The 25,966-nt window shown below is 71.7% G+C and carries 26 protein-coding genes; 10 read left to right on the top strand and 16 right to left on the bottom strand.

The window, feature by feature from the left end; genetic code table 11:
• Window positions 1–31: 31 nt before the first annotated feature.
• Window positions 32–2,347 carry a HelD family protein gene (locus tag DVK44_RS25035; protein ID WP_228447365.1) on the bottom strand — a complete coding sequence of 772 codons (2,316 nt, stop codon included), beginning with the start codon at window positions 2,345–2,347 and terminating at the stop codon, window positions 32–34.
• 227 nt (window positions 2,348–2,574) lie between these two features.
• Here DVK44_RS25035 and DVK44_RS25030 point away from each other — a divergent pair, with 227 nt between their 5' ends.
• The gene (locus DVK44_RS25030) at window positions 2,575–3,201 is read left to right on the top strand and encodes a GntR family transcriptional regulator (RefSeq protein WP_114665422.1); all 627 of its coding nucleotides are present in this window, start codon (window positions 2,575–2,577) and stop codon (window positions 3,199–3,201) included.
• Window positions 3,202–3,244: 43 nt separating this feature from the next.
• Here DVK44_RS25030 and DVK44_RS25025 read toward each other — a convergent pair whose 3' ends face one another.
• Both DVK44_RS25025 and DVK44_RS25020 read right to left on the bottom strand, forming a co-directional pair.
• Entirely contained in the window at window positions 3,245–4,051 is an 807-nt protein-coding gene (locus DVK44_RS25025; RefSeq protein ID WP_114662086.1) for a carbon-nitrogen hydrolase family protein, read from the bottom strand.
• Between the two features lie 11 nt (window positions 4,052–4,062).
• Window positions 4,063–5,415 carry an MFS transporter gene (locus DVK44_RS25020; RefSeq protein WP_228447673.1) on the bottom strand — a complete coding sequence of 451 codons (1,353 nt, stop codon included), beginning with the start codon at window positions 5,413–5,415 and terminating at the stop codon, window positions 4,063–4,065.
• Window positions 5,416–5,623: 208 nt separating this feature from the next.
• Here DVK44_RS25020 and DVK44_RS25015 point away from each other — a divergent pair, with 208 nt between their 5' ends.
• A complete protein-coding gene (locus DVK44_RS25015) occupies window positions 5,624–6,310 on the top strand; it encodes a DUF2848 domain-containing protein (RefSeq protein WP_114662082.1) in 687 nt (228 codons plus the stop codon).
• A gap of 63 nt (window positions 6,311–6,373) precedes the next feature.
• Here the strand turns inward: DVK44_RS25015 and DVK44_RS25010 are convergent, their stop codons facing one another.
• The 7 genes from DVK44_RS25010 to DVK44_RS24980 form a co-directional block, all read right to left on the bottom strand.
• Window positions 6,374–7,609, bottom strand: a complete 1,236-nt coding sequence (locus DVK44_RS25010; protein ID WP_114665421.1) for an NAD(P)/FAD-dependent oxidoreductase — start codon at window positions 7,607–7,609, stop codon at window positions 6,374–6,376.
• Window positions 7,610–7,695: 86 nt separating this feature from the next.
• Window positions 7,696–9,240: an NAD(P)/FAD-dependent oxidoreductase gene (locus DVK44_RS25005; RefSeq protein WP_114662080.1), complete on the bottom strand. Its 1,545-nt coding sequence runs from the start codon at window positions 9,238–9,240 to the stop codon at window positions 7,696–7,698.
• A complete protein-coding gene (locus DVK44_RS25000; RefSeq protein ID WP_114662078.1) occupies window positions 9,233–10,669 on the bottom strand; it encodes an FGGY family carbohydrate kinase in 1,437 nt (478 codons plus the stop codon). The genes DVK44_RS25005 and DVK44_RS25000 overlap by 8 nt, the downstream gene beginning before the upstream one ends.
• Entirely contained in the window at window positions 10,666–12,189 is a 1,524-nt protein-coding gene (locus DVK44_RS24995) for an amino acid permease (RefSeq protein ID WP_228447364.1), read from the bottom strand. Before DVK44_RS24995 ends, DVK44_RS25000 begins: the two co-directional genes overlap by 4 nt.
• 123 nt (window positions 12,190–12,312) lie before the next feature.
• The gene (locus DVK44_RS24990; protein WP_114662038.1) at window positions 12,313–13,077 is read right to left on the bottom strand and encodes a DeoR/GlpR family DNA-binding transcription regulator; all 765 of its coding nucleotides are present in this window, start codon (window positions 13,075–13,077) and stop codon (window positions 12,313–12,315) included.
• A gap of 193 nt (window positions 13,078–13,270) precedes the next feature.
• Window positions 13,271–13,633 (bottom strand): thioredoxin family protein, encoded by a 363-nt coding sequence (locus DVK44_RS24985; RefSeq protein ID WP_114662036.1) that lies wholly within the window; start codon window positions 13,631–13,633, stop codon window positions 13,271–13,273.
• A complete protein-coding gene (locus DVK44_RS24980) occupies window positions 13,630–14,109 on the bottom strand; it encodes a MerR family transcriptional regulator (RefSeq protein ID WP_114662034.1) in 480 nt (159 codons plus the stop codon). The genes DVK44_RS24985 and DVK44_RS24980 overlap by 4 nt, the downstream gene beginning before the upstream one ends.
• Before the next feature lie 193 nt (window positions 14,110–14,302).
• Here DVK44_RS24980 and DVK44_RS24975 point away from each other — a divergent pair, with 193 nt between their 5' ends.
• On the top strand, window positions 14,303–15,778 hold the full coding sequence (locus tag DVK44_RS24975; RefSeq protein WP_114662032.1) for a glycoside hydrolase family 16 protein: 1,476 nt from the start codon (window positions 14,303–14,305) through the stop codon (window positions 15,776–15,778).
• Between the two features lie 54 nt (window positions 15,779–15,832).
• Here DVK44_RS24975 and DVK44_RS24970 read toward each other — a convergent pair whose 3' ends face one another.
• Window positions 15,833–16,372, bottom strand: coding sequence for a DUF6584 family protein (locus DVK44_RS24970; protein WP_114662030.1), 540 nt, complete (start codon window positions 16,370–16,372; stop codon window positions 15,833–15,835).
• Window positions 16,373–16,431: 59 nt separating this feature from the next.
• A complete protein-coding gene (locus tag DVK44_RS24965) occupies window positions 16,432–17,964 on the bottom strand; it encodes an FAD-dependent monooxygenase (RefSeq protein ID WP_228447363.1) in 1,533 nt (510 codons plus the stop codon).
• Window positions 17,965–18,079: 115 nt separating this feature from the next.
• Between DVK44_RS24965 and DVK44_RS24960 the strand changes: the two genes are divergently transcribed.
• Together DVK44_RS24960 and DVK44_RS24955 are read left to right on the top strand one after the other, a co-directional pair.
• Window positions 18,080–18,592, top strand: coding sequence for an NUDIX hydrolase (locus DVK44_RS24960; RefSeq protein WP_114662026.1), 513 nt, complete (start codon window positions 18,080–18,082; stop codon window positions 18,590–18,592).
• 55 nt (window positions 18,593–18,647) lie between these two features.
• Window positions 18,648–19,367, top strand: a complete 720-nt coding sequence (locus tag DVK44_RS24955) for an AAA family ATPase (protein ID WP_114662024.1) — start codon at window positions 18,648–18,650, stop codon at window positions 19,365–19,367.
• A 63-nt stretch (window positions 19,368–19,430) separates the two neighbouring features.
• Here DVK44_RS24955 and DVK44_RS24950 read toward each other — a convergent pair whose 3' ends face one another.
• Window positions 19,431–20,420, bottom strand: a complete 990-nt coding sequence (locus DVK44_RS24950) for a sigma-70 family RNA polymerase sigma factor (protein ID WP_114662022.1) — start codon at window positions 20,418–20,420, stop codon at window positions 19,431–19,433.
• A gap of 77 nt (window positions 20,421–20,497) precedes the next feature.
• On the opposite strand from DVK44_RS24950, the gene DVK44_RS24945 reads away from it, so the two are divergent.
• From DVK44_RS24945 to DVK44_RS24925, 5 genes are all read left to right on the top strand, one after another.
• Entirely contained in the window at window positions 20,498–21,271 is a 774-nt protein-coding gene (locus DVK44_RS24945; RefSeq protein ID WP_114662019.1) for an SDR family oxidoreductase, read from the top strand.
• A 139-nt stretch (window positions 21,272–21,410) separates the two neighbouring features.
• The gene (locus DVK44_RS24940) at window positions 21,411–21,869 is read left to right on the top strand and encodes a hypothetical protein (RefSeq protein WP_114662017.1); all 459 of its coding nucleotides are present in this window, start codon (window positions 21,411–21,413) and stop codon (window positions 21,867–21,869) included.
• Between the two features lie 119 nt (window positions 21,870–21,988).
• Window positions 21,989–22,378 (top strand): hypothetical protein, encoded by a 390-nt coding sequence (locus DVK44_RS24935; protein WP_114662015.1) that lies wholly within the window; start codon window positions 21,989–21,991, stop codon window positions 22,376–22,378.
• Entirely contained in the window at window positions 22,375–22,902 is a 528-nt protein-coding gene (locus tag DVK44_RS24930; protein WP_114662013.1) for a hypothetical protein, read from the top strand. The genes DVK44_RS24935 and DVK44_RS24930 overlap by 4 nt, the downstream gene beginning before the upstream one ends.
• Before the next feature lie 2 nt (window positions 22,903–22,904).
• Complete coding sequence (locus tag DVK44_RS24925; RefSeq protein ID WP_114662011.1) at window positions 22,905–23,288, top strand: GntR family transcriptional regulator; 384 nt, start codon at window positions 22,905–22,907, stop codon at window positions 23,286–23,288.
• Here DVK44_RS24925 and DVK44_RS24920 read toward each other — a convergent pair.
• The 3 genes from DVK44_RS24920 to DVK44_RS24910 form a co-directional block, all read right to left on the bottom strand.
• Window positions 23,180–24,211, bottom strand: a complete 1,032-nt coding sequence (locus tag DVK44_RS24920) for a sporulation-delaying protein SdpB family protein (RefSeq protein ID WP_228447362.1) — start codon at window positions 24,209–24,211, stop codon at window positions 23,180–23,182. The two genes, DVK44_RS24925 and DVK44_RS24920, sit on opposite strands and share 109 nt — an antisense overlap.
• Entirely contained in the window at window positions 24,211–24,825 is a 615-nt protein-coding gene (locus tag DVK44_RS24915; protein WP_114662009.1) for an SdpA family antimicrobial peptide system protein, read from the bottom strand. Before DVK44_RS24915 ends, DVK44_RS24920 begins: the two co-directional genes overlap by 1 nt.
• Before the next feature lie 253 nt (window positions 24,826–25,078).
• Window positions 25,079–25,690: a hypothetical protein gene (locus DVK44_RS24910; protein ID WP_162794040.1), complete on the bottom strand. Its 612-nt coding sequence runs from the start codon at window positions 25,688–25,690 to the stop codon at window positions 25,079–25,081.
• Window positions 25,691–25,966 lie beyond the last annotated feature (276 nt).

The raw sequence follows: 25,966 nt of genomic DNA, 5'->3' as shown, positions 1-25,966 counted from the left end.
TACGTACGCCACCTGCCGGGCCCCTGCCGTCTCACCCCCGCAGTGACGGCAGCCGTGACGGCACACTCGCGTCCCGTACGACACCCAGCCGCTGTGTGGCCCGTGTCAGCGCCACATACAGGTCGTTGGTGCCGCGCGGCGAGCCGGCCATGATGGCCTCGGGAGCGACCACGACCACCGTGTCGAACTCCAGCCCCTTCGCCTGCCGGGCGTCCAGCAGCACCACCGGCCGGGTGAGATCGGGCGCCGATCCCCAGGAGGCGTCCGGGAGTTCGGCGGCCAGACCCGGCAGCAGGGCGGGCGGCGCGATCACCGCGAGCCGGCCCCCGCCCGGCCGGACCGTCGTCATCCCGGCCGCCGTCCGCAGGAGCTGGGAGGTCTCCACAGACCGTACGTCCGGTTCCTGACCGGTGGCGCGTACGGACGTCGGTGGCTCGAAGTCGGGGTCGGCGGTGCGCCGTACCTCCGCAGCGACCGCCATGATCTCGGCGGGCGTACGGTAGTTGACGCCGATCCTGGACAGCTCCCAGCGGTCCCCGACGTACGGGCCGAGGATCTGCCGCCACGAGTCACAGCCCGCCGCGTCGCCGGTCTGGGCCGGGTCGCCCACCAGCGTCATGGAGCGGCTGGGGCAGCGGCGCATCAGCAGCCGCCAGGCCATCGCGGAGAGTTCCTGTGCCTCGTCCACGACGATATGGCCGAAGGCCCAGGTGCGGTCGGCGGCGGCGCGCTCGGCGGCGCTGCGGGTGTCGGCCTCCTCGTGGCGGTCCGCGAACCGTTCGGCGTCGATGACGTCGTGGGCGCCGAGCACCTCCGAGTCCTCGTCCTCCTTGTCCTCGAACTCCTGGGTGCGGGAGCCGTACGACAGCTCCAGCACGCCCTGCGCGTAGGCGATCCGCTCCTGGCGCTCGCGCGCGGCGGCGGCGCGGGCCACCGAGTCGTCCTCGCCGAGGAGTTCGGCGGCCTCGTCGAGCAGCGGTACGTCGGCGGGGGTCCAGTCGTCGATGGCGTCGGCGCCGGTACGCGGCCCGGACCGGCGTACGGCGGCGGCGTCGCGCGCGGAGAGCCGGTCCCCGGGCTCGGCCAGGAAGCCGGCCACCAGCTCCTGCGGGGTGAGCGTCGGCCAGAGCGTGTCGATCGCGGCCTGGACCTCCGGGCTGGTGGCGATCTCCTTGCCGAGCTGGGCGATGTCGGTGGGGTCGAGGAGGTTGGGGCCGCCGAGCGGGTCGGCGCCGATCCGCTCGGCGAGCTGCGCCGTCAGCGCGTCGATGATCCGGAAGGCGAAGGCCGGCCGGGCGAGGTTGTGCGGCTCACCGGTGTCACGGGCGCGCTGCCGGGCCTCGGCCGCGGTGTCCCGGTCGAGCGTGAGGGTGCCGTACTCCTCGTGGGCGATCTCCAGTACGGGATCGGGCAGGGTCTGCCGGGCGGCCAGCTCCTCGGCGAGTATCCGCGCCATCTCCGCGCGGCCCTTGACCTCGGCGGACGCGGGGGTGTCCGTGCCGGTGGCGACCACTCCGGGGAACAGCTCGCCGACCGTCGCCAGCAGCACTCCGGTCTCGCCGAGGGAGGGCAGCACCTCCCCGATGTAGCCGAGGAAGGCCGGGTTCGGCCCGACGATCAGCACCGCGCGGCGGGCCAGCTGCTCGCGGTGGGCGTAGAGCAGATAAGCGGCCCGGTGCAGCGCGACGGCGGTCTTGCCGGTGCCGGGGCCGCCCTCGACCACCCGGACGCCCTGGTAGGGGGCGCGGATGATGCGGTCCTGCTCGGCCTGGATGGTCTGGACGATGTCGCTCATCCGGCCCGTACGCGCGGAGTTGAGCGCGGCGAGCAGCACGGCGTCCGCGTCCGGGTCCTCGTGGCCGGTGCGGGTGGTGTCACCGAGGTCCATGATCTCGTCGTGGAGCGCCGTGACCTCGCGGCCCCGGGTGGTGAGATGGCGCCGGCGGCGCAGCCCCATCGGGGTGTGGCCGGTGGCGAGGTAGAAGGGGCGGGCCACCGGGGCCCGCCAGTCGATCAGCAGCGGGGTGCGCTCGCGGTCGTCCGCGCGCATCCCGATCCGGCCGATGTGGTGTGTCGCGCCGCCGGCTCCGGTGCCGTCGGCCCCGGCGTCCGCCGGCCCGAGGTCGATCCGGCCGAAGCAGAGGCCGGACTCCACGGCGTTCAGCGCGGCGAGCAGTCCGGAGTCCTCCGCCACCCGGATGTCCCGCTCGACACGGCTCTGGCGAACGGTGGTGACCTGCCCGGTCGTCGCCTCGACCGCGGCCCCGGCCCGCTCCCTGAGGGCATCGAGGCGCGCGTAGAGGAGGGAGACGAACCGCTGTTCGTCCTGCAAGTCCTCGGTTGACAATTCAGCCCCTGTTCGATACGCTGTTGCTTAACGCTATGAGTTTGCACCTGACTTGATCAGGGCATGAATCACTCAGCATACCCGGATACGTCTTCTCCGGCTACGCACGACGCTCACCCCGGCCGCCCTCGGTCCGGGGTTTTTCTGTGCGCCCGCACGCACGCCCATATGTACGAACGGCGCCCGTATACTCGTTGTATGCAATGGTCGCGACCGCGGGAGACATCATGACGTCGGGGCGGGAGAAGGCGTACGCGTTCCTCAAGGAGCACGTCCTGACCGACCCGGACCGGCAGGGCGAGTTCCTCTCCGAACAGGAGCTGGCCGACCGGATCGGCGTCTCCCGCACCCCCATCCGGGAGGCGCTTCTGCTGCTCGCCGCCGAGGATCTCGTCCGGCTGGTCCCGAAGCGCGGGGCGCAGATCGTCCCCCTGTCGGGGCGCGAGATCACCGAACTGATGGAGCTGCGCGGGCTGGTCGAGCGGTACGCGGCCGAGCGGATCATCCCCGAGGGCCGGGCCCCGCTGGCCGAGCTGGCCGAACTCCTGGAGCGGCAGCGCGCGTTGTGCCGGCCCGACCAGGCCAAGGAGTTCATCGCGGTGGACCATCTCTTCCACGCGACGATGGTGGCGGCGGTCGGCAACGAGCTGCTGAGCCGGCACTACGACGGGCTGCGCAGCCGGCAGATCCGGGCCGGGGTGGTCGCCCTCTACAACCAGCAGGGCCGGCAGGAAGCGGTGCTGACGGAGCACCGGGCGATCCTGGAGGCGATCGCCTCCGGTGACCGGCCGGCCGCGTGCGCCGCGATCGACGGTCACCTGGAGACGACCCTCAAGGTGCTGCTGGCGGGCTGACGCCCAAAGAGGCTCCCGGGCGGCCCGGGAGCCCCCGGGAGGTTCAGGTCAGGGGCAGTCTGCGGTTGGCCAGGACCGGTACGGTCCGGCGGACGGCGGCGACCTCGTCGAGGTCCAGATCCGCGAGCAGCAGACCGGGCTCCGCGCCGAGCCGCTGCCGTACGGTGCCGTCGGGGCCGATGACCGCGCTGTGGCCGATCCCGGTGGGCGCGTTGCCCGGGGGCGGGGCAACGGCTTCCGAGGCCGCCGGGTCGGCCTGGCCGACCGCGACCAGCCAGCTGGTGGCGTCGAGCGCCCGCGCCCGGGTCAGCAGCTCCCACTGCTCGCGCTTGCCCGGACCCGCGCCCCAGGAGGCGAGGAGCAGCGAGACGGCCGCCCCGGCGTCGGCGTGGGCCCTGAACAGCTCGGGAAAGCGGACGTCGTAGCAGGTGGCGAGGCCGATCCGGACGCCGTCGACCTCGATGGTGACGATCTCGCGGCCCGGCGCGACGCTGTCGGACTCGGCGTAGCCGAAGGCGTCGTAGAGGTGGATCTTGTCGTACGACGCCTCCACTCCGGGGCCGGTGGCGAGCAGGGTGTTGGCGACCTTGCCGTCGGGGGCCGGGGTGAACATGCCGGCGACGACGACCAGCCCGGTCTCTGCGGCGATCCCGCGCACCGCCGTGGCCCACGGTCCGTCGAGCGGTTCGGCCAGCGGGGCGAGCGGCGTCCCGAAGCAGGCCATCGCGGCCTCGGGGAAGACGACGGCGCGGGCGCCGCCGTCGGCCGCGCGCCGGGCGTCCGCCCGGAGGAGTGCGAGGTTCCGCCCGGGGTCGGGACCGGTGGTGAGCTGGCTCAGGGCGATGCGCATGGGGCCGTTCCTTACTCGGATGCGGGTGCGGGGGCGGACACGGGAGTGGGCTCGGTGGCGGGGGCCGGGGCGGTGGACTCCTCCTCCGGGTCGGCGTCGCGGCCCAGGGACAGTCCGATGATCGTGACCACGGCCGTGATCACAAGATAGAGGCCCAGCGGCAGCCACGAGTCGTACGCGTCGAGCAGCGCGGTGAACAGCAGCGGCGCCACCGCGCCGCCGATGACACCGGCCAGGGTGTACGCGAGCGAGGAGCCCGTGTAGCGCAGCCGCGGGGAGAACTGCTCGGCGATGAAGGCCGCCTGCGGCCCGTACATCAGCGAGTGGATGGCCAGGGCCACCACGACACCGAACGCCAGCAGCGGCCAGCTCCCGCCGCCGACCATCGGGAAGAACACGAACGGCCAGACACCGGCGGCGATGGCCGAACACCCGTACAGCAGGCGCCGGTTGATCCGGTCGGAGAGGGCGCCGGCGAGCGGGATCAGAAAGACCTGGAAGGAGGAGCCGAGGAGCACGGCACCGAGGGCCGAGCCGCGCGACATGCCCAGCTCGGTGGTGGCGTACGTCAGGACGAAGACGGTGAACAGCGCGTACAGCACATCGGGGGCGACCCGGCTGAGGATCGCGGCCGTCAGTGCGCGGGGGTGGGTGGTGAAGACCTCGCGGATCGGGGCCTCGGGGCGGGTCTGCTCGGCCTCCATCGCCTGGAAGACGGGGGTCTCTTCGAGCTTCGCGCGGATCCACAGCCCGAAGACGACGAGGACACCGGAGAGCAGGAACGCCACCCGCCATCCCCAGGACACGAACTGAGCGTCCGTCAGAACGGCGCCGAGCAGGGCGAGTACGCCGTTGGCCATGAGGTTGCCGGCGGGCGGGCCGATCTGGGCGGCCGAGGCGTAGAACCCGCGCTTGCGCGGATCGCCGAACTCGCTGGAGAGCAGCACGGCGCCGCCCCACTCACCGCCGACACCGACGCCCTGCGCGAAACGGAGGATGACCAGTGCGATGGGCGCGGCGACGCCGATCGTGGCGTATCCGGGCAGCAGCCCGATGAGGAGGGTGGCGACACCGATCAGGACGAGGGTCGCGATGAGGACCTTCTTGCGGCCGATCTTGTCCCCGAGGCGGCCGAAGACGAATCCGCCGAGCGGGCGGGAGACATAGCCGACGGCGTAGGTGGAGAAGGCCAGCAGGGTGCCGGTGGCGGGGTCCTCGGAGGGGAAGAAGACCTCCCCGAAGACGAGCGCGGCGGCCACGGAGTAGATGGCGAAGTCGTACCACTCCAGCGCCGTGCCGGTGAGGCTGGCGAAGAAGGCGCGGCGGACGGCCGACCGGCCGCCGCCCGTGCCCGCCGTACTCAGGTCCGCGCCCGTACTTCCGTCCGTACCCGCGTCGTCCTTGCCCGCGTCGTCCGTGTCCGCGGCTGTTCCTGTGCTGTTCTTCACGATGTCCGTCCTTGGGGAGGCGCACTGTCGACCTTCCGGCATACTTCTTGTATACAGGTCGTATGCGCAAGCCTTCCGCGCAAAGTTAACCTCGCCGATACCGCGACCGATGTGGAGAACACCCATGGCGCTGCTGACTTTTGAACTCCCCGACGGCACCACCCGGTCCGTCGATGTCGTCCAGGTGCTCAACGCCGGTTACGCCGGACGCGGCCAGGCCGATGTCGCCGCGCATGTGGCCGAACTCGCCGAGCTGGGGGTGCCCGCGCCGGCCGTGACGCCCGCCCTCTACCCGGTCTCGCCGTATCTCGCGCAGCACACGGACCGGGTCAGCGTCCAGCACGGCCGTACCTCGGGCGAGGCGGAGTGGGCGCTGGTGGTGGACGGGGACGGGGAGCTGCTGCTGACGGCCGCGTGCGACCACACCGACCGGGAACTGGAGGTGCACGGGGTGGCGTGGAGCAAGAACGCGGGCCCCGATGTGCTCGCCCGGCGGGCCTGGCGGCTGGCCGAGGTGCAGGACCGGCTGGACGAGCTGACGCTCCGGGCCTGGGTGACCCACGACGGCGCGGAGACCGTCATCCAGGACGGCACCCTGGCGGAGCTGCTCACCCCGGGCTACTGGGCCGATGTCCTGCGCGAGCGCGGCGATCTGGTGCCGGGCACGGTGCTGATCTCGGGCACGATCCCGATGACCGAGGGCGTCGACCAGTTCGCCGGCCGGTGGCGGGTCGAGCTGGGCGACCCGGCCACCGGCGACACGATCGGGCTCGCCTACGACGTGGTGCGGATGCCGGCGCCCATCGGCTGAGCCTCCCGCCGGCACGGGAAAGGGGCCGGTGGCGAGTGCCACCGGCCCCTTTTCGTGTCCCGGTCAGAGTCCGATACGGATCGGACCGCCCTTCGGGTCGACATTCCGCAGCAGATTCCAGGGAACACGGAACACCCGGCCCGGCGCGGCTGGCCAGGGGATCACCCGGCGGTTCAGCAGCCGACCGTCCTGACGTACCGTCACCCGGGGTACCCGGACCAGTCGTTCGGTCCACAGCAGCAGCCGGTCGCGCGGCGGTGCGGGGTCGCCGACGCGCAGCAGCCCCGGGGCGACCCAGCGGAACGGCTCGTCCGCGACGATCGGTACGGCGGTCTCGTGCGGCTGGTGTCCGTCGAGCCAGAGCCGTACGTGCCGTGCCACATGCCGCCCGTCCAGCGCGGCGATGTCGGCCGTGTCGACCGCGTGCAGCAGGTTCCCGGCGGCGAAGACGCCGGGGCGGCTGGTGCGCAGCGCGGTGTCCACCAGCGGTCCCTTGGTGCCCGGGTCCAGATCGAGCCCGGCGGTGCGGGCCAGTTCGTGGTCGGGGATCCAGCTGCCGGTGAGGATCAGCGTGTCGCAGGCGACGGTGCGGCGCACCCCGGTGGCGGTCTCCTCCACCTCGACGGCCTCCAGCCGGCCGTGCCCGATGATCCGGGTGATCCGGGTGCCGGTGGCCACCGCCTCCTTCAGCAGGGCGCGGCCCGGTACGTGGAAGGCCGCGTACGCGTCGGGGGTGTCGTACTCGGTGGTCATCAGGACCGTACGGCACCCCGCCTCGCGCAGGGTGAGGACGGCGGACCAGCTGACCAGCTCCGCGCCGACGACGACGGCCCGCCGGCCGACCTCGCGGTGGTGGAGGTGGACGAGGTTCTGGAGCTGGCCCGTGGTGTAGACGCCGGCCGGCCGGTCGCCGGGGATCAGCCGGGCGGCCCGGGGGCGTTCCCGGGCGCCGGTGGCGAGGACGACCGCGCGGGCGTCGACGCGCAGCCGCCCGGAGGGGGTGGTGACTTCGAGGGAGCGCTCGCCGGACCAGCCGGTGACGGTGGCCTCCGTACGGATGTCGGCGCCCGCGGCGCGGGCCCGGTCCACGAGCGTACGGGCGTACGCCGGGCCGGTGACGACCCGCTTGAGGTCGCGGATTCCGTAACCGGTGTGGTCGCTGTGGCGCGGGATGCCGCCCGCCGCCGCCTCCCGGTCGAGGACCAGGACACGGCCCGTGCCGCACCGCGGCGCGAGTTCGGCGGCGGCGGTGAGCCCGGCGGGGCCCGCGCCGACGATCACGACGTCGGGCGTCAGCAGCTCGGGGGCGGACGCCTCGGCGGCCGTGACGGCCAGCTCCGCGGCGAGCGCCTCGTAGTCGGCGGCCCCGGGGGTGGGGGACGTGCTCACTTGGCTGCCTCCTGACAGGTGCCGCCCTTGGTGGCCATGAGGGCGTCGACCGTGGCTCCGCAGTAGAAGCCCTGGCAGCGCCCGTTCATCGCCCGGGTGCGGCGGCGCAGCCCGTCGAGTCCGGCGGGCGGCAGCGGGGAGCGGTACGCGTCGCGGATCTCGCCCTCGGTGACCCGCTCGCAGAAGCAGACGATCCGCCCGTAGGCGCTGTCCTCGGCGATCAGCGCGGCGTCCTGGTACGGCCGGAGGTACGCCTCGCCCAGGTTGGGCATGCGCGGCGGCTCCGGCAGGTCGAGGCGCGGCTCCAGCTTGAGGCCGGCCTCGGCGAGGACGCCCCGGACGTGTTCGGCGATCGCGAGCGACGCGGTGAGCCCGGTGGAGCGGATGCCGCCGACCAGCAGATAGCGCTGCTCGGGGCTGGGCTCGATCAGATAGTCGCCGTGGTCGATCGCGGCGCGCAGTCCGGCGTACGAGGCGGTGACCTCCTCCTCCAGCAGCGTGGGCATCAGCCGGGTGCCCTTGGTGCGGAGGAATTCGAAGCCGGACTCCGAAGTGCCGGTGTCCGTACGGTCGGTGAGATCCTCGGCGGTGGGGCCGAGCATCACGTTCCCGTAGATGGTGGGGCTGATCAGCACGCCCTTGCCGAGCGAGCTGGGCACGGGCAGCACGATACGGTCCGCGAGCGGCCGGGCGAGCTTGTCGAAGACGAGCAGTTCGCCGCGGCGCGGGGTGACGGTGAAGCGCCGGTGGCCGAAGAGGCCGTCCAGCGCGTCGGCGCCGAGCCCGGCCGCGTTGACGACCCAGCGGGCGGTGACGGAGCCGCGCGAGGTGCGCAGGGTGGTGGTGTCACCGCCGGGGGCCGCTTCCGTACCCGCCGTGCTTTCGCCGGCCGCCGTACCTTCCGTACCCGCTTCCGCGCCCTCGACGGCGTCCACCCGGTGGCCGAGCAGCACGGTCGTGCCGCGGGCCGTGGCGTCGGTGGCCAGCGCCAGGGTGGTGGTCCAGGTGCAGATGATCGACTCGTCGGGGACGGTGAGGCCGCCGAGGGCGCCCGGCCCGAGGGCCGGGACCTGCCGGTAGACCTCCTCGGCGGTGACGGGTTCGCAGTGCTCGTAGCCGTTGGCGACGGCCTTCTCGCGCAGCCCGGGGAGGGCGTCCTGCTCCTCCGGGGTCCAGGCGACGAGGAGGGCGCCGGTGCGCTCCACGGGGATGCCGGTGTCGTCGGCGTACGCGGAGAGCAGCTCGTAACCCCGCCGGACCAGCCGGGATTCGAGGGTGCCGGGCTTGGCGTCGAATCCGGTGTGCAGGATGGCGGTGTTGGCCTTGCTGGTGCCGTCGCCGACGTCGTCGCGGGCGTCGAGGAGGACCACGGACAGGTCGTGTCCCGACAGGTCCCTGGCGATCGCCGAGCCCACGACCCCGGCGCCGATCACGGCCACGTCGTACACCTTGTCGTACACGCTCTCGTTCACCTGCTCATTCGCCTGCTCGTTCACCTCCCCCCGGGCTCCGGGGCCGGCGGGCGGGCTGTGCTCAGTCATGCGGCTCCTCCTGCGGGAGTGTGGCGTCCACCGCCGCCCGCCAGCGGGCGCGGTGGTCCTGGGCCCGGTCCTCGGACCAGACCGGTTCGAAGGTGACGCCGGGCGTCCACGCCGGTACCGCCTCTTCGAGGCCCAGCTCCGGCTCGATCGCGAGCCGCGCGAGGGCGGCGGCGCCGAGCGCGGTGGCGTGCTGCGACGGGTAGACGTCCACCGGGATCTGCGCCAGGTCGGCCTGCGCCTGCATCAGCACCCGGCTGCGGGTGAGTCCGCCGTCGGCGCGCAGCCGGGTCAGCGGCGCGCCGAGGTCGGCCGCGACCAGCCCGGCCAGCTCGGCGACCTGGGCGGCGATGCCCTGGAGCACCGCGAGCACCAGGTGCTCGCGGCGGGTGGAGAGCGTCATACCCGTGAGCGCCGCCGTGGCGTCCGGCCGCCACCAGGGGGCCGCGAGACCGGCCAGCGCCGGGACGAACAGCACGCCCTCCGGGTCGCTCGCGGCCGTACGGTCCAGATCGGCGGCGGTGTCGACGAAGCCGAGGTCCTGGAGCCACCGTACGGCGGAGGCGGCCGTGTAGACCTGGCCGTCCACGCAGTACGGGGTCTCGCCGCGGGCCCGCCAGGCCACCGACGAGGTGAGTCCTGAGGTGGAGCGCAGCGCCTTGTCCCCGGTGTTGGCGAGGAGGAACGCCCCTGTGCCGTACGTGCACTTGGCGGTGCCGGGGGTGAAGCAGCCCTCGGCGAGGAGGGCCGCCTGCTGGTCGACGACCAGCCCGGCGACGGGCAGCACGCCGCCGAACGCGGTGGTCGTGCCGACGATCTCGTCGCAGGCGACGATCCTGGGCAGCTCCTCGCCGTCCAGCCCGAACAGCGCGGTCAGCTCCGGGTCCCAGTCGACGGAGTCGAGGGAGAGCAGCAGCGAGCGGCTGGCGGTGGACGCGTCCGTGACGAAGGCGCCGGTGAGCTGCTGGACGAGCCAGGTGTCGGTGGTGGTGACCACCCCGCCGCGGGTGACGTTCGCGCGCAGCCAGGCCATCTTGGGCGCGGAGAAGTACGGGTCGAGGACCAGCCCCGTGCGCTGCGCGACCCACTCCTTGTCGTCGGCCAGGCCCGTACAGAGCGCCTCCGACCTGCGGTCCTGCCAGACGATCGCCTGCGAGAGGGGCCGGCCGGTGCGCCGGTCCCAGGCGAGGACGGTCTCGCCCTGGTTGGCGAGGGCCACGGCCTGTACGGTCCGGCCGCCGGCCCTCTCCAGGGCCAGCCGGCCGGCCTCCAGGACGGAGGCCAGCAGCTGTTCGGGGTCCTGTTCGACCCCGCCGCCCGGCAGATACACCGGGGTGACGGGCACCTCGGCGACGGCGACCACGCCGTCCACCGGGTCGACGACGAGGGCCTTGGTCCCCGAGGTGCCCTGGTCGATGGTGAGGACGGTCACAGCTCTTCGGCTTCCAGGCTGGGCTGCGACACGAGCTGCTCCTTGCGCGTGAACCAGACGATGGCGAAGAGGACACCGCCGATGACCAGGGTGCCCAGCGCGTACTGCTGGGCGCCGCGGAAGTCCGACGGGATCATGAAGATGCAGAGTTCGGTGATCAGCCAGAGCGAGGCGCCGATGACCACGGGCTTCTCCCACTTGCCGAGCTGGAAGTCGTCCTCGGCGGGGGTGTACTTGCTGCGGGTGGCGATGAAGAGGACGACCGTGCCCGCGTACAGGATGGCGGGCATCAGGGTGCCGGCGCCGAGCAGCTGCGGCAGCGCGTCCTCGTTGCCCGCGAAGAGGGTGACGATCCCGATGGACGCGAGGGCGACGGTCAGCGTGGCGAAGGTCGGGCCGCCGGTGGGACGCGGCACCTTGCTGAGGGTCTCGGCGAAGGGCACGCGGCCGTCGCGGGCCATGGAGTGCACGAGCCGGCTGTTGCTGACCATGATGACCAGGCCGCAGGCGAAGATGGCGATGCAGACGACGACCAGCATGGCGGTGGCGACGGCGCTGCCGACGGTCGACTCGATGATGGAGGCGACGGGCGCCGAGTCCTGGGTGAGCGCGGCGACGTTCTTGCCGGCGCCCGCGGTGATCACGATGAGGAAGAGCATCCCGATACCGCCGCTGAGCAGGATCGCGCGGACCATGGCCTGCGGGACGACCTTCTTCGGGTTGTGGGTCTCCTCGGCGAGGTTGGCGGCCGACTCCCAGCCGACCAGGGTGAAGGCGCCGAGCAGGGCGGAGAGCATGAACGGGCCGAGGAATCCGTAGTACCCGTCACCGGAGATCGTGCCGTACGAACCGAGGTTGCTCCAGTCGCCCTTGCCGAAGAAGACCACGGCGCCGGCGATCAGCACGGTGAGGCCGATCATGACGATGATCTCGGCGCCCACCGCCAGGTTGTTGATCTTGGTGGTGATGGGGGTGGACCAGATGATCAGGGTCATCTGGAGCAGCAGCACGATGACGGTGCCGATGGCGCCGCCGGTCGCGGTGTACGTGATGTCGAGCAGCGGGAAGAGCGCGACCTGTGTGAGCCCGTAGTCGACGGCGACCACGACGATCGCGAGGAACGCGAACGACACCCAGCCGAACCACCAGCCGAGCACGGGCGAGGCAAGCCGGCTGGCCCACTGGTAGCTGTAGCCGGAGATCGGGATACGGCTGGCGAGCATGCCGTAGACGAGCGCCACCAGGACCGTACCGAGGGTGACCAGCGGCCAGGTCCAGATACCGGCGGGGCCGGCGGAGCCGAGCACGGTGCCGTAGGTGGTGAAGAGGCCGGTGGTGATGGAGATGAAGGAGAACGCGACCGCGAAGGACTCGAAGCGGCTGAGCGTCCGGGCGAACTGGGGCTTGTAGCCGGCGGCGACGGTGGCGGTGGCGCCTCCGTCGGCGCCGCTACTTGGCGGTATGTCTGAAACGGGTGGGTTGACCGTCGTATTTTCGGACGGTGTGGAAGACTGGGTCACGATCGACTCCTATGCGGTGAATTGCAGGGTTTTTCGATCATGGTCAGGTGACGTAGCCGCGTCGCCTGACCACTTTTCGCTTACCGAGGTCCCGAGTGGGGTTTGATGGGGTGCGGTGGGGCTCTACGCGACGACGACCACGCCGCCCGAGCGCTCCACACCCGACTCCAGCGTCGGGGACGGACGGGCATCGGTGATCAGCCCGTCGACCTCCTCCAGGCCGCACACGCGATGCGGGGCGACCCGGCCGAATTTGGTGGCGTCCGCCAGGATGTAGGAGCGGACGGTGTTGGAGAGGATCAGCCGCCGGGTGGCCACCTCGTCCAGATGGAAATCGGTCAGTCCGGCCGAGGCGTCCACTCCCCCGGAGCCGAGGAACGCCACATCGGCGCGGAGATCCGCGAAGAACGCCATGGTCTGCGCGTTCGAGAGCACCAGATCGCCGGAGCGCAGCCGGCCACCGCTGACCAGGACCTCCACCCGGGGCCGGGTGGAGAGTTCGGCGGCGACCAGCAGGGAGCAGGTCGCGACGGTGCCGCGGTAGTCGGCGGGCAGCGCGCGGGCCACCTCCACCGCGGTCGTACCGACATCGATCACCACGGTCTGACCGGGCCGCACCAGCGCCGCCGCGGCCACCCCGATGGCGACCTTCGCGCCCCGGTCCATCCCGGAGCGCTCGTCGAACGGGGCTTCCTCCCCGAAGCCGCCCGGCGTGTTGGTGGCCCCGCCGTGCACCCGTACGAGCAGTCCGCGGCGCTCCAGGGTCACCAGGTCGCGGCGGACGGTTTCCTGGGAGACGTCGAGCATCCGGGAGAAGTCCTCGGTAGAGACGATCCGCTGCTCGCGCAGCGCCTCGCAGATCCGGCGATGCCGTTCAGCGGGGAGCATCGGCGCCCGGTTCTGTGGATTCTTGACCGTTCATGAGGAGGAGTGTGGATGCTTGTAGGGGGCGCGTCAAGAGTCACAGGAGCCCCGTCAAACCTCGTAACCATGAATTAATAACGCACGGTGTGGTGGCGGGACCTCTCAGAGATCCCGCCACCAGGCAAAAGCGGACGTATGACCCGTCCGGCGGCGCGTGTCAGCGCGGCCCGCCCTCCGGCCCGCCCTCCAGCACGTCCGCCAGCTCCCGCAGCAGCGTGCGCTTCGCCCGCGCGCCGACCATCGACTTCACGGGCTCGCCCGCGCGGAACACCATCAGCGTGGGCATCGACAGGACGCCGTAGCGCGCGGTGGTCGCCGGGTTGGTGTCCACGTCGAGCTGGACGATACGGATCCGGTCGCGCTCCTCGGCGGCGACGGCGCTCAGTACGGGCGCGATCTGCCGGCACGGCGGGCACCAGTCGGCGGTGAACTCCACCAGGACCGGCAGCCCGCCGGAGCGCAGCACCCGCTCCTCGAAATCGGCGTCCGTCACGGAGTCGACGCCCTCGATCTTGATCACTTCGCTTCCCCTTCCTTCTTTCCCTTGTCCTTCGTCCCCCGCTGATCCCTGACGACGGCGGCGGTCATCTCACACAGTGGTTCCGCCGCCGTGTCGAGCGCGTCCACGCCGGGTGCCGCCGACCTGAACGCCTCCGCCTGCGCGAGCTGTTCGGCGACCTGGGTCCGTACCGAACGGAGCTGGTCGATCAGACCGTCCAGCTCGGTCAGCTTGCGGCGGTAGACGGCGAGCGAGGCGGGGCAGGCGTCGCCGGCCGGGTGCCCGGCGCGCAGGCACTCCACGAAGGGCCGGGTCTCCTCCAGATCGAACCCGAAGTCCTGAAGGGTCCTGATCTGCCGGAGCAGCCGCAGATCGCTCTCGTCGTACGTGCGGTGGCCGTTGCCCGTACGCCGTGCGGGCAGCAGCCCCCGTGACTCGTAGTACCGCAGCGTGCGGGTGGTGGTCCCGGCCCGCTCCGCCAGTTCGCCGATGCGCATGTCTCCGACGGTAGGACTTGACGTGGGCGTCAAGGCAAGCGGACCCCTCGGGCCCATTGACGGGGTGGGCGCGCTGCCACTACAAGACTGGTTGAGAGCGCTCTCAACGGCTCACCGGCAGTCTCCCCCACCGCACCATCCCCACTGCGCCATCCCCACCGCACCATCCGCACCGCACCGGAGGTGTTCCCCCATGAGAACGACCCGCACGAAACGCCCGCGCCCCACCCCCCACCGTTCAGCCCACCGCACCCCCTTCCTCGCCGCCGCCCTCGCCCTGACCGTCGCCCTCGCCGGGCTCGTCGGACTCGGCGGCGCCGGGACCGCGCAGGGGGCCGTACCGACCGTGCCCGGCTGGGACCTCCAGTGGAGCGACGACTTCAACGGCGCGAACCGCGCCCTCCCCTCCGCCGCCAACTGGCAGACGGACACCGGCCACAGCTACCCCGGCGGCCCCGCCAACTGGGGTACGGGGGAGATCCAGAACTACACCGCGAGCCCCGACAACCTCAGCCTCGACGGCAACGGCAACCTCCGTATCACCGCGCTCCGCGACAGCGCCGGGAACTGGACCTCCGGCCGGATCGAGTCCAAGCGCGCCGACTTCAAGGCCCCGGCCGGCGGCACACTCCGTATCGAGAGCCGGCTCCAGATGCCGAACGTCACCGGCGCGGCGGCGGCCGGCTACTGGCCGGCCTTCTGGGCCCTGGGCGCGCCGTACCGGGGCAACTACTGGAACTGGCCCGCGATAGGCGAGTTCGACATCATGGAGAACGTCAACGGTCTCAACTCCGTCTGGGGCGTGCTGCACTGCGGCGTCAACCCGGGCGGCCCGTGCAACGAGACCACCGGCATCGGCGCCAGCCGCGTCTGTCCCGGGGCGAGCTGCCAGTCGGCGTTCCACACCTACCGCTTCGAGTGGGACCGCTCGGTCACCCCGAACGAGCTGCGCTGGTACGTGGACGACCAGCAGTACCACACCGTCCGCCAGAACCAGATGGACGCGACGTCCTGGGCCAGCATGACGGATCACGCCGGGTACTTCCTCCTCCTCAACCTGGCGATCGGCGGCGCCTTCCCCGACGCGCTCGGCGGCCCGACACCGACCGCCGCGACCGTCCCCGGCCACTCCATGCTGGTCGACTACGTCGGCGTGTGGACCCGTGGCGGCGGCACCACCACTCCGCCGCCGTCGACCGGATCGTCCACCCTCTACGCGCTGCCCGGCGCCGCGCTCGGCAACTCCTCGGGCTCGGCCTCGTCCGCGACCCTCACCTCCGCGGGCGGCGTCAACTCCGACGGCACCCCGCGCAACCCGCAGGTCTTCACCTCCAGCGGCATCACCCGCACGTACAACGGCGGCGCCACCCAGTTCGACCTCTTCGTCGACGCGGGCACGACGGTCGGCAACGGCGTTCAGGTCAGGGTGAGTTACGACCGTACGGGCAGCGGCGTCTGGGACCGTACGGAGACCTACCAGTACTTCGCCACCGACCCCCTCCCCGGCTACGAGCACTACACCCAGGCCCAGGGCCTCAAATCAGCCACCGGAACCCTCGGCAACCTCGTCAACGGCAAGGTCCGCATCGAGATCTGGAACGCCATCGGCGGCGGCGCGAGCACGGTGGGCACCGGCAACCAGTCAGTGGTACGCATCCCGTACAGCTGACCGGCTGCCCCTGTCCCGGGCCGGCTGACGCCCGCCGCACCACGGTGGCGGGCGTCAGCCGAAGATGCCCAGGAGCCTGATGAGGCTGACGAGGCCCACCAGCCAGATCCCCACCAGCACGCACACCAGCAGAAAGCACCCGGCGTCCTCCATGAACCGCAGGAGCGGCCCGGCCGGCTGTGCGCCGTTGTCGTACACGCGGTCGCCGGTACGCGGTACGGCGCCCCACTCGACGGGGCGCCCGACCGCCGCCGAGCAGGCGGCCCGGACCGCCGCCAGCCGCTCGGCGGCGACGGCGGATCCGGCGAGCGACTCGGGCCCGGCCCAGGCGAGGGCCCGCATCCGGCGCGCCGGGTCTTCGTACCGGGCCTCGAAGGCGGCGGTCTCGGCCTCGTCGCGGTCCTCTTCGAGATACATCCACCGGCCGGCCTCCGCCGGGTCGTCGTACAGCCGGTAGACCTCGGCCAGCGCGCGGCGCGGTGCCGGATCGGTGGGGTAGGAGGCGACGAGCCCGCGCAACCGCTGGCGCGCCATGGGGATCCGTCCGGCGGCCAGGTCCGCGTCGGCCCGGGCCAGGGTGCGTATCAGTGCCATGCGGCCATGATCGGGTACGGAGACGGGCCGGGCCCAGGGGGTTCGCCGCCGCCGGTTCTTTACGAGTGGCTTCCGGCGAGGCCCCACTCCGTGAGGGCTCGGCGCAGGCCGGAGGGGTCGGGGTGGTTGGAGGCCCAGGCGATGTGGCCGTCGGGTCGGATCAGCAGTGTGCGGTGGGAGTTGCGGGCGGACTCGGCGTACAGCACCGGCCCGTCGGGCCGTACGGACTCCCGGGCCGACTCCCGTACGGCGGCGTTCCCGGCGGGGCCCACCAGGACGAACCGGCCGGCGCGCAGCGCCTCGTAGAGCCGGCCGGGGGTTCCGCGCAGCACCAGATCCGGGGCGCGGCGGCCGGTCAGCGGGTGGGCGCCGCGGGGGGCCGGGTACGCGATGCCGATGCCGGAGACCCTGGTCAGCGCGCGGTCGGTGACCGGGTGGGCGTGGGCGACCAGCCGGGCGCCGGCCGTCAGCAGTCCGCGCAGTGGCCGCGACCCGGTCAGGGCAAGCCGGATGAGGGTCCCGCTGGCGCGGAGCGCCGCCGCGCCGACGGGGTGGCGCTCGCTGTCGTACGTGTCGAGCAGCGCGTCGCCGAGGACCCTGCCGCCCGCGCGCCCGCCGAGCACGGCGGAGAGCTTCCAGCTCAGGTTCGCGGAGTCCTGGAGGCCGGTGTTCATGCCCAGGCCGCCCGCCGGGGAGTGCACGTGCGCCGCGTCCCCGGCGAGGAAGACGCGCCCCACGCGGTAGTGCGGGACCTGCCGTTCGTCGCTGTGGAAGCGGGAGATCCAGCGCGGGCTGTGCATGCCGTAGTCGGAGCCGAGGGCCCGCCGGGCGTTCTCCCGTACCTCGTCGAGACCCGCGGGCGCGCTGTCGGGCAGCTGGCGGTCACGGCTCCAGCTCATGACGCGGTACCAGCCGTCCCCGAACGTGGCGATCAGCGCGAATGTGCCGCCCTCGGCGTCCGCGTCGGCGAGGATCGGCGCGGGCGGCTCCTCGGCCAGCCGGACATCGGCCAGCACCATGGAGCTGATCACGGCGGAGCCGGGGAAGGGCAGCCCGAGGGTGCGCCGGACGATGCTGGAGGCCCCGTCGGCGCCGACTGCGTAGGAGGCGAGGAGCGTACGGCGGTGGCGCCCCGGCCTCGCGCCCGCGCCCTCATCGGGCTCGGCAGCGTCGGCCGCCGCGTCCACATCGACCTCCACCCCGTCGGCGTCCTGCCGGAGCCCGGTCACCTCCGTCCCGTACAGAAAGCCCACCCCGGCCTCGCGCGCCCGCCGTTCGAGGAGCCGCTCCACCTCGTACTGACCGACGACCAGGATGAACGGGAACCGGCTGCGCAGCCGCGACAGATCGAGCGACCCGCCCGCCGGCAGCCGCGCCTTCCGTACCGGATTCCCGCACGCCACCAGCTCGTCGGCCAGCCCTCGCGCGTCCAGCAGCTCCAGCGTCCGCGCGTGGACCACCAGAGCCCGCGTCAGATTGCCCACGCGCTCGGCGCGGCGCTCGACCAGCGTCACGGAGTGCCCGGCCGCCGCGAGATCCCCCGCGAGCAGCAGCCCGCTGGGCCCGGCACCCACGACGATCACATCGGCCACGACAGCCACCTCCCGCGCACACGTCTCCGATACGGGATCGCCCCGCCCACGCCACCCTAGAACGCTTCCCTGCGACAGCGCCCCCGACGCCGGCGCGGAGCAATAGCATCGACGGATGACCAGTCAGGAGACACCCCTCCGCCGGGCCGCCCGTGTCGTACTGCTCGACGCGGCGGACCGGGTCCTGCTCCTCAAGTTCCTCGTCGCGGCGGGCGCCCCCGAGCGGGGCCACGGCTGGTGCACCCCGGGCGGCGGTGTCGAGGACGGCGAGACCCTGGCCGAGGCGGCGGCGCGCGAGCTGCGCGAGGAGACGGGCCTGTCCGTCGCGCCCGGCGCGCTCGGGCCGGTGGTCGCGGAGACCTCCGGCTTCGCGGACATGGGCTGGGCCGCGGGAACGTGCCAGGACAGCTTCTTCCACTACCGGGTCACCACCCACCGGGTCGACATCAGCGGGCAGCTCGCGGACGAACGCGCGCTCCACGCGGGCCACCACTGGTGGTCCCTGGACGAACTCGCCGCGGGCCGGGGCGACGAGCCCGTCCACCCGTTCGGCCTGCACGGTCTGGTGGCCACCCTGCTCACCGGCCGGGTGCCCGCCACCCCCGTACGGCTGCCCTGGCACCACTGACCGGAGCCCGGCCCGGAGCCCCGCCCGGAGCATCGCCCTGAGGGACACTGGTCGGGTGATCGTCGAACGCGCGTATGCCCATCTCTCCCCGCACCACCCGCACACCGAGGACACCTGGCCCTGGTCGGTGCCGTGCGTCCGGCAGCTACTGGAAGAGGGGCTGCGGTTCACCGCGCCCGTGACCTTCCTGGTCGGTGAGAACGGCTCCGGGAAGTCGACCCTGGTCGAGGCGCTGGCCGAGGGGTTCGGGCTCGATTCGTACGGCGGCTCCCACGACTGGCGTTACGCCTCCGCGCGCGACAAGTCGGCGCTCGGCGAGCGGATGAAGTTCGACGCGACGCCGCGCGGGCGCCGTATGGTCACCAGCTGGTCGGCCCGCAAGGGCTTCTTCCTGCGCGCCGAGACCGCGATGGACGCCCTCGACCGGGAGGGCTTCGCGCCGGACTCGGTCAGCCACGGCGAGGGCTTCCTCGCCGCGTTCCGGGGGAAGTTCCTGGACGCCGGGCTCTACGTCATGGACGAGCCGGAGGCGGCGCTCTCCTTCTCCTCCTGCCTCGAACTGATCGGCCATATCGACCGGTTGGCCAAGGAGGGCGGCCAGATCATCTGCGCGACACACTCCCCCCTGCTGACCGCGCTCCCGGGCGCGGACATCATCGAGGTCGGCGAACACGGCATGCGCCGGGTGGCCTGGGGGGAGCTGGGCCTGGTGGACCACTGGCGCCGCTATCTCGCCGAACCGCAGGCGTATCTGCGGCACATCCTGGAGCCGTAGGACGTGTTACGGGGCCCGCGCCCCCTCCGGCTTCGGGGAGGGAGCGCGGGCGCGCGCCAGAACTCAGCCGTCGAGAAGGGCGAGGTGGAGCCGGCCGAGCCGGTCGGGTTCCGCGATGACGTCGATCTCGGTGATCAGGTCGTCCATGATCGTGAAGACGAGCACCAGGAACAACCGTCCACGACGGACCATCGCCAGTCCGACCGCTCCGTCGATCAGTACGGTTCCGGTGGACCGGGCCCGCTCCATGGCGGCCATCGCGCCCTTCGCGACGGTGTGGGCGCCGCTGAGGGAAAGGGCGGTGGGGGTGGGTACGACCGCCTTGTCGGCCCGCAGCACCACGCCGGGGTGGAGCAGGGCGACCAGGGCGTCGAAGTCACCGCCGCGGGTGGCGGCCAGGAAGGCGTCGACGGCTTTACGTTGGCGAGCGAGATCGGCGCCGGAGGCACCGCCCGTAGCGCCCTTGCCGCCCGTGCCGCCTTCGCCGCCCGCGCTGCCCGTACCGCCCGCGCTGCCCGTACCGCCCTCGCCGCCCGTACCGCCCGTACCACCCTCGCCGCCCTTCCCGATCCGGCGGCGGGCGCGGCTGGCGAGCTGTCTGGTCGCGGCCGGGGACCGCTCGATCATCGGGGCGATCTCGTCGAAGGGCACGGCGAACATGTCGTGCAGGACGAAGGCGAGGCGCTCGGCCGGCGTCAGTGTGTCGAGCACGACGAGCAGCGCCGGCCCGACCGAGTCGGCCAGCAGCGTCTCCCGCTCGGGGTCGCCCCCGGAATCCGGTTCGCCGACCGGATCGGACACCCGTACGTCGAGAGACTCCTCGCGCCGGTTCTGGCGCGAGCGCAGCATGTTCAGGCATACGCGCGCCACCACCGTGGTCAGCCACCCACCGAGGTTCTCGACCCCGTCGGTGCCGGCGCGGTCGGCGCGCAACCAGCCCTCCTGGACGGCGTCATCGGCCTCGCTGACCGAGCCGAGCATCCGGTAGGCCACCGCGTGCAGATGGGGCCGATGCTCCTCGAAACGCGCTGCCAGCAAATCCTGTGCGTCCACGTGTCACATTCCTTCGTCGCCGGGGGTCATAGCGGCAGATCCGGAAATCCCGACCACAGACAAGCCTTGGAGCAGCCATGACGTCAACAACCATCCTGGTCACCGGCGGCACGGGAACACTGGGCGGCCATGTCGTCCCCCTCCTGCGGGCGGCCGGCCACAACCTGCGGATCCTCACCCGGCACAGCCACGAGTCCGCGGACGGCGTCGAGTACGTGGTCGGCGACCTGCTCAAGGACGAGGGCATCGAGGCCGCGGTGGCCGGCGTCGAGACCGTACTGCACCTCGCGGGCGGCCCCAAGGGCGATGCGGAGGCGACCCGTAACCTGGTGCGGGCCGCGTCGCGCGCCGGGGTGCGGCACGTGGTGTACATCTCCGTCATCGGCGCGGACGCCGTACCCCTCGGTTACTTCAAGGCCAAGTCCGACGCCGAGCGGGCCATCGCCGAGTCCGGCCTGCCCTGGACCACACTGCGCGCCGCCCAGTTCCACGACCTGGTCCTGACCGTGGTGCGGACGATGGGAAAGCTGCCGGTGGTGCCGTCGCCCGGCGGACTGCGCTTCCAGCCGGTCGACTCGCGCGAGGTGGCGGCCCGGCTGGTGGAGCTGAGCCTCGGCGAGCCGTCCGGCCGGGTGCCCGACCTGGCCGGGCCGACGGTGTACGGGATGGCCGAGCTGACCCGCGGATACCTGCGGGCGCGGGGCAGGGGCAAGCGCCGGATGACGGTGCCGGTCCGTATCCCCGGAAAGGCCGGCCGCGCCTACCGGGCCGGCGGCAACCTGTCGCTCCGGGACGCCGCCGTGGGGAAGCGGACCTGGGAGGACTTCCTGACGGAGCGGTTGGGGCGGTAGGAGCGGTAGGACGTGCGGCGTTCGTGTGTGTGATCCGGACGGCGTCCCTGGGGCGTCTTTGGGGCGCCTCCGGATCGACACGCGTCATTGCCTGCATCACTCTACTTGTTATAGCGTTACCCTAACAAAGGGAGTTGTGATGCAGAGAACCCGTACGCCCCGCGCCGGACACACTCCGTACCGCGGACGCACCCTCGTGACCCTGAGCACCCTCGCCGTTCTGGCATTAGCCTCCGGCTGCTCCGGAAGCGGCAATGACAGCGAACTGGCCGAAGAGCACTTCAAGTTCGCGGCCAAGTCCAAGTGGACCGAAGCCTGCGCGCTGGAGTCGAACGAACTCCGGGGCGGCGGGATCGGCGTGTGCGCGGGCGGAAAGAAGGCGAGCGCCCCCGACGCCATGAAGGATCTCTCCACGGCCGAACTGAAGGCCGAGGATGTCACCCCCGCCTCCGGCAACAACGCGTCGGCCGACGGGCAGTGGGTACTGCTGTCGTTCAGCACGGGAGACTCGACCGCGTACCGCGCGGTCCAGGTCGTCGACGGCAAGGTCAACCAGTTCTCCGTCACGGACAACACCCAGTGGCAGAAGGCCGGTTGAGAGGTCAGACCGAGATAGCCGGTCGAGACAGCTGGTCGAGATGACTGGTTGAGACGGCTGTATGTGTTGTTCTCATTGGAGGGGAATGATATGTACAACCCGGGAGGTGATGAACCGTCATGAGTACCCAACCCGACCGGAACAGCGTCTGGGCCCTGTCCGGAGCGGCACGCGCCTCGGTCGTCGTCGCTCCGTTCCTTCTCGCCGCGGTCGTCCACACCGCGCTGACCGGAGGGCTCGCCCCGGCCACGGGTGCCCTGTTCCTGGTGGAGGCCCTGTTCTTCGGCTATCCCGTGTATCTCATGGCGGGCACCTTGCGCGGCCGGCAGGCACACTGCGTACTCGCCTGGGCCCTGGCCGGTCTCACCGGTTATCTCTCCACCGCACAGCGACTGTCCGAACAGCCCCTGCCCGGCTGGCAGTTGGCCGGGCAGCTGCCCGCCGCCGCCGTCACCGCCGCCTGCGCGTCGGGAATCGGCTACGTACTGGCAAGGAGGACCCAGGTGTGAACACAGACAGAACCCCCGAGAGGGAGACCCCCCACCCCCTCGTTCTCGCGGACGGCGAGAGAGCCGTCTGGGCGCGGATCGCGGGCCCCCGGTGGATGACCGGGGCCGGCACCGTCCTGGCCCTTGTGGGGGTCACCGGCGGGATCATGAACCCCGGCGGGGCGAGCGCGTCGTGGTTCTTCTCGTCGCTCCCGTTCGCCGTGGCGCTGATCCTGATGGGCACCGTACGGGTGTCGGTGGACGACAACGGCGTGGTGATCGCCCCCGCCGTGCTGCCGGTCCTCCGCCGCCGTATCCGGCTGGACCGGATCCGTACGGCTTCCGCCCGCTGGGCGAATCTCGTGGAGCTGGGCGGGCTCGGGTACCGTGTCATGCCCGGGCGGCACGCCATCGCGCTGCGGACCGGCGACTCGCTGTGGCTCAGGCTCGACAACGGCCGGGACTTCGTCATCACGGTCGACAACGCGACCGGCGCCGCGGCCCTCGTCAATGCCCTTTTAGCGCGCGCACAACGACGGAGCTGAAGATGCTCGTGAAGATCGATCCCACGTCCCGGGTGCCGCTGTCGGACCAGGTGGCAAGCTCCGTACGGCGCGCCATGGCCGAAGGCCAGCTCCGTTCGGGCGACCGGCTCCCGGCGGCGCGCGAGGTGGCGAAGTCGCTCGGTGTGAATGTCCACACCGTTCTCCGCGGCTACCAGGCGCTGAAGGCGGAAGGACTGATCGATCTGCGGCCCGGCCGGGGTGCGGTGGTGATCACCACCGCACCCCGCTCGCACGCCCTGCTCATCGAGACCTTCAATCAGGCCGTCGCACTCGCCCGTGAGCTGGGATTCTCCGACGAGGAGACACTCTCGGCCTTCACCAACTGCCTCTCCACCACACCCACCTCCGTCTCGCCCGCACACTGACCGCCCGCCCGGCCGCCCGGTCCGGTAACGCGACGGCGCAGCACGCCCCCGAGCGGGCAGCACAGCACGACAATGCCCGCGGCCATCGCGAACGCGAAGCTCCACAGCCCCATCACCACCGCGATCGACAGGTGAAAGGCGAGACCGGCGCCCATCACCGGCCACCGCAGGCGCTGCGGCAGCAGCAGCGCGACGGCCAGGCTCATCTCCACAACGAGGGGCAGCCAGGTGAGCAGCGCGACTCCCAGCGGCAGCCGGAGAATGGGCGTCATCAGGGGCTCCAGCCAGGGCGGCGCGCCGAAGGAGAGGCTGGTCCCCCAGTACCACATGGCCGTGCCGTCGGCCCACTCCGTGTGCGGCAGCTTCGCCACCGCGGCCTGGAAGTACAGGAACGACATCTGCACGCGCAGCAGCACCAGACCCGTCACACCGACGAGTGCCCACGCCCCGCGGTACGCCGTGCCCGCGTTCTCCCGCGCGTCCGGCTCACGCCCCGCGGTCTGCCAGTGCCACCGGCGTCCGTCGCCCAGCGCGGGCAGGACCAGCAGCAGGGTGACCACACTGGTGATCTGATCGCCGCCGTCCCCGATGGCGATTCCCGTGTACACACTGAAGGAGATGTACGCGTGCGGCAGCGCCGTGAGCCGGGGCCGCCATCCCGAGGCGACCGCCAGAAGCAGCAGCACACAGAGCCACTTGGCCCAGGTAAGACCCGTGTGGCCGTCCGGAGCGAGACAGAAGACACCGGCCGCCGAGATGCCCTCGCACAGCGGATACTCACCGGTCAGCGCCACCGGCCGGAAGAGAGTACGCGCGGAGGAGAAGGCAAGGGTCCCGGCGGTGCCGAGAGCGGCGAGGGTACGGGCGACTCCGTACACATTCGTCCACGGCAAGGGGATCGTACGTATCAGCACGTCACGCATCAGCACGTCACCTCCCACACGGCCGCGCGTCCGGGCGTGTGCGTGGCATCCATCAGATCCCGCCAGGCCCACGGCACCGGTTCGGCCTGCACGATGGCCACGGTCCCGCAGAGTGTCGGTTCCGGGGACCGGTTACGGATACGGGCGGGGCCGTCGGCGGAGGCGGAGGTGATGGATTCCAGGCAGGTCTCCACGTCGGGATGGTCCTCGCACTCGGTCCACTTCAGCTCCGGCGCCTCGTTGAGCAGCAGGGCCATCTCGATGCCCTGCGACCTGGACGCGCGGTCGAGCCCGAACGCGTTGGACGGTCTGGAATGCGGCCCCATGGAGACGGTCTTCCAGGACGTGCCGGCGTACCGGTAGGGGACCAGTTCGGGGTCCCGGGGTGACTTGGTGAAGAAGGCCCACCCCTGGGGGGCCACCGCGTGCACCCCACCGGCGACCTGTTGCTGTCCCGGCAGGGTGAGTACGTTCTTCGGAACATGAGCCTGAGCGGTGTAGAGGACGGCGACGGCGCCCACCGCGACGACGGCGGTGAGCCATGCGCGGGGGACCCCTGTGGTCTGCGGCTCTTCGGTCCGAAGGGGAAATCTCTCGCTGATTCGTGAAGTCATCCGTATCCCATGAGAAGAATTTCAGCGAAAAGGCGCGGAGGGGCGCCACATCCCTTTTTGTGAAGGCCGAAAGGGTGCGCCGGCCCGGCGGCTTCCGCGATAATGGAACGGCCGGGCCACCCTCATGCACCGAGGGTGGCCCGGCCTTGTGTCGCGCACCGGCGTGGGGGGGGCTGCCTGGGCGCCGACACCGATTCACGGCTGGCCGGACAGGCGCCTGCCCGGTCGGCTGGTCAGAGCTGAACGCCCAGCGTCAGGCGGCGAGAAGCTGGGTCAGGTCGCGGATCGTCTCTTCCTTGCTCAGGTCCTGGTCGGCGGGGGCCACCCACAGGTTGACCTTGTTGATGACGTTGGCGACGTTGACGACATTCAGCGCGAGGACGACGTTGCCGGCCACCGCGACGTTCAGCACACAGCGCCCCTGACCCCGGCCGTCACCGGCGGCGACGTCCTTGAGCCCGCCCTCGGTCTTGGCCACGTACTCCGCCAGAACAGCGCCGGCCTCGTCCAGAGCGCTCTCGACCTTGCGCGGGTCGCCGGAGCGCATCCTGTCCCCGAACTCGCCGAAGAATCCCGGCTGTCCCGCCTGGATCTCCTCGATCAGCGCCCCGACCTCGCTCCGCGCCTCGTCCGTGTCGTTCTCGGCCATCCACCCCGCCGGGTCCGAGAAGGCCGGGGACTTCGACAGTTCCGCGCCGACCTCGCCCTGGAGGAAGAAGATCCCGGCGAAGACCGCGCGCCCGTCATCGGCCACGCTCGAAGCGGAGACCGCGATCGACGAAACACCGGCCGGCGCGGCGACCGCCTGCGCTGCGGTCACCCCCGCGACGCCGAGGGCGGCCACTGCGGCGATCGCGGTGATCATGCGCTTGTGCATCATAAAGATCCCCTAGTTGTTCTGGTTGGATGGGCTCAACAAGAAGAGATCTTCATCGGGCACGCTCGGGCGGGGAAAGCACGGAGCAGGCCATTCCGATCATGAACATGGCCGGAATTGAACTTATGCCTGCATGCGGCATTAATTGGAGTAAGACATTCCGGAGCACGTGATAAACGGACGAATGCATTCCATCCGCCCGCCGACCGCACTGCGGGCCGCCTCCGCCAAGCCGTGGAAGTGCCGGAACGCCGAAACGCCGGA

It is taken from the genome of Streptomyces paludis (genome assembly GCF_003344965.1).
GTDB lineage: Bacteria > Actinomycetota > Actinomycetes > Streptomycetales > Streptomycetaceae > Streptomyces > Streptomyces paludis.
Note: the sequence above shows the minus strand (reverse complement) of the source record. Positions and strands in the feature narration are given on the sequence as shown.

Excerpts from the sequence above, each read along its gene's own strand:
- DVK44_RS24940 (WP_114662017.1), top strand. The coding sequence starts at position 21,411 with ATGCAGAGAACCCGTACGCCCCGCGCCGGACACACTCCGTACCGCGGA.
- DVK44_RS25005 (WP_114662080.1), bottom strand. The coding sequence starts at position 9,240 with ATGACTGAGCACAGCCCGCCCGCCGGCCCCGGAGCCCGGGGGGAGGTG.
- DVK44_RS25030 (WP_114665422.1), top strand. The coding sequence starts at position 2,575 with ATGACGTCGGGGCGGGAGAAGGCGTACGCGTTCCTCAAGGAGCACGTC.
- DVK44_RS24925 (WP_114662011.1), top strand. The coding sequence starts at position 22,905 with ATGCTCGTGAAGATCGATCCCACGTCCCGGGTGCCGCTGTCGGACCAG.
- DVK44_RS24920 (WP_228447362.1), bottom strand. The coding sequence starts at position 24,211 with ATGCGTGACGTGCTGATACGTACGATCCCCTTGCCGTGGACGAATGTG.
- DVK44_RS25025 (WP_114662086.1), bottom strand. The coding sequence starts at position 4,051 with ATGCGCATCGCCCTGAGCCAGCTCACCACCGGTCCCGACCCCGGGCGG.
- DVK44_RS24980 (WP_114662034.1), bottom strand. The coding sequence starts at position 14,109 with ATGCGCATCGGCGAACTGGCGGAGCGGGCCGGGACCACCACCCGCACG.
- DVK44_RS24910 (WP_162794040.1), bottom strand. The coding sequence starts at position 25,690 with ATGATCACCGCGATCGCCGCAGTGGCCGCCCTCGGCGTCGCGGGGGTG.
- DVK44_RS24990 (WP_114662038.1), bottom strand. The coding sequence starts at position 13,077 with ATGCTCCCCGCTGAACGGCATCGCCGGATCTGCGAGGCGCTGCGCGAG.
- DVK44_RS24960 (WP_114662026.1), top strand. The coding sequence starts at position 18,080 with ATGACCAGTCAGGAGACACCCCTCCGCCGGGCCGCCCGTGTCGTACTG.
- DVK44_RS24970 (WP_114662030.1), bottom strand. The coding sequence starts at position 16,372 with ATGGCACTGATACGCACCCTGGCCCGGGCCGACGCGGACCTGGCCGCC.
- DVK44_RS24915 (WP_114662009.1), bottom strand. The coding sequence starts at position 24,825 with ATGACTTCACGAATCAGCGAGAGATTTCCCCTTCGGACCGAAGAGCCG.
- DVK44_RS24945 (WP_114662019.1), top strand. The coding sequence starts at position 20,498 with ATGACGTCAACAACCATCCTGGTCACCGGCGGCACGGGAACACTGGGC.
- DVK44_RS24935 (WP_114662015.1), top strand. The coding sequence starts at position 21,989 with ATGAGTACCCAACCCGACCGGAACAGCGTCTGGGCCCTGTCCGGAGCG.
- DVK44_RS24975 (WP_114662032.1), top strand. The coding sequence starts at position 14,303 with ATGAGAACGACCCGCACGAAACGCCCGCGCCCCACCCCCCACCGTTCA.
- DVK44_RS25015 (WP_114662082.1), top strand. The coding sequence starts at position 5,624 with ATGGCGCTGCTGACTTTTGAACTCCCCGACGGCACCACCCGGTCCGTC.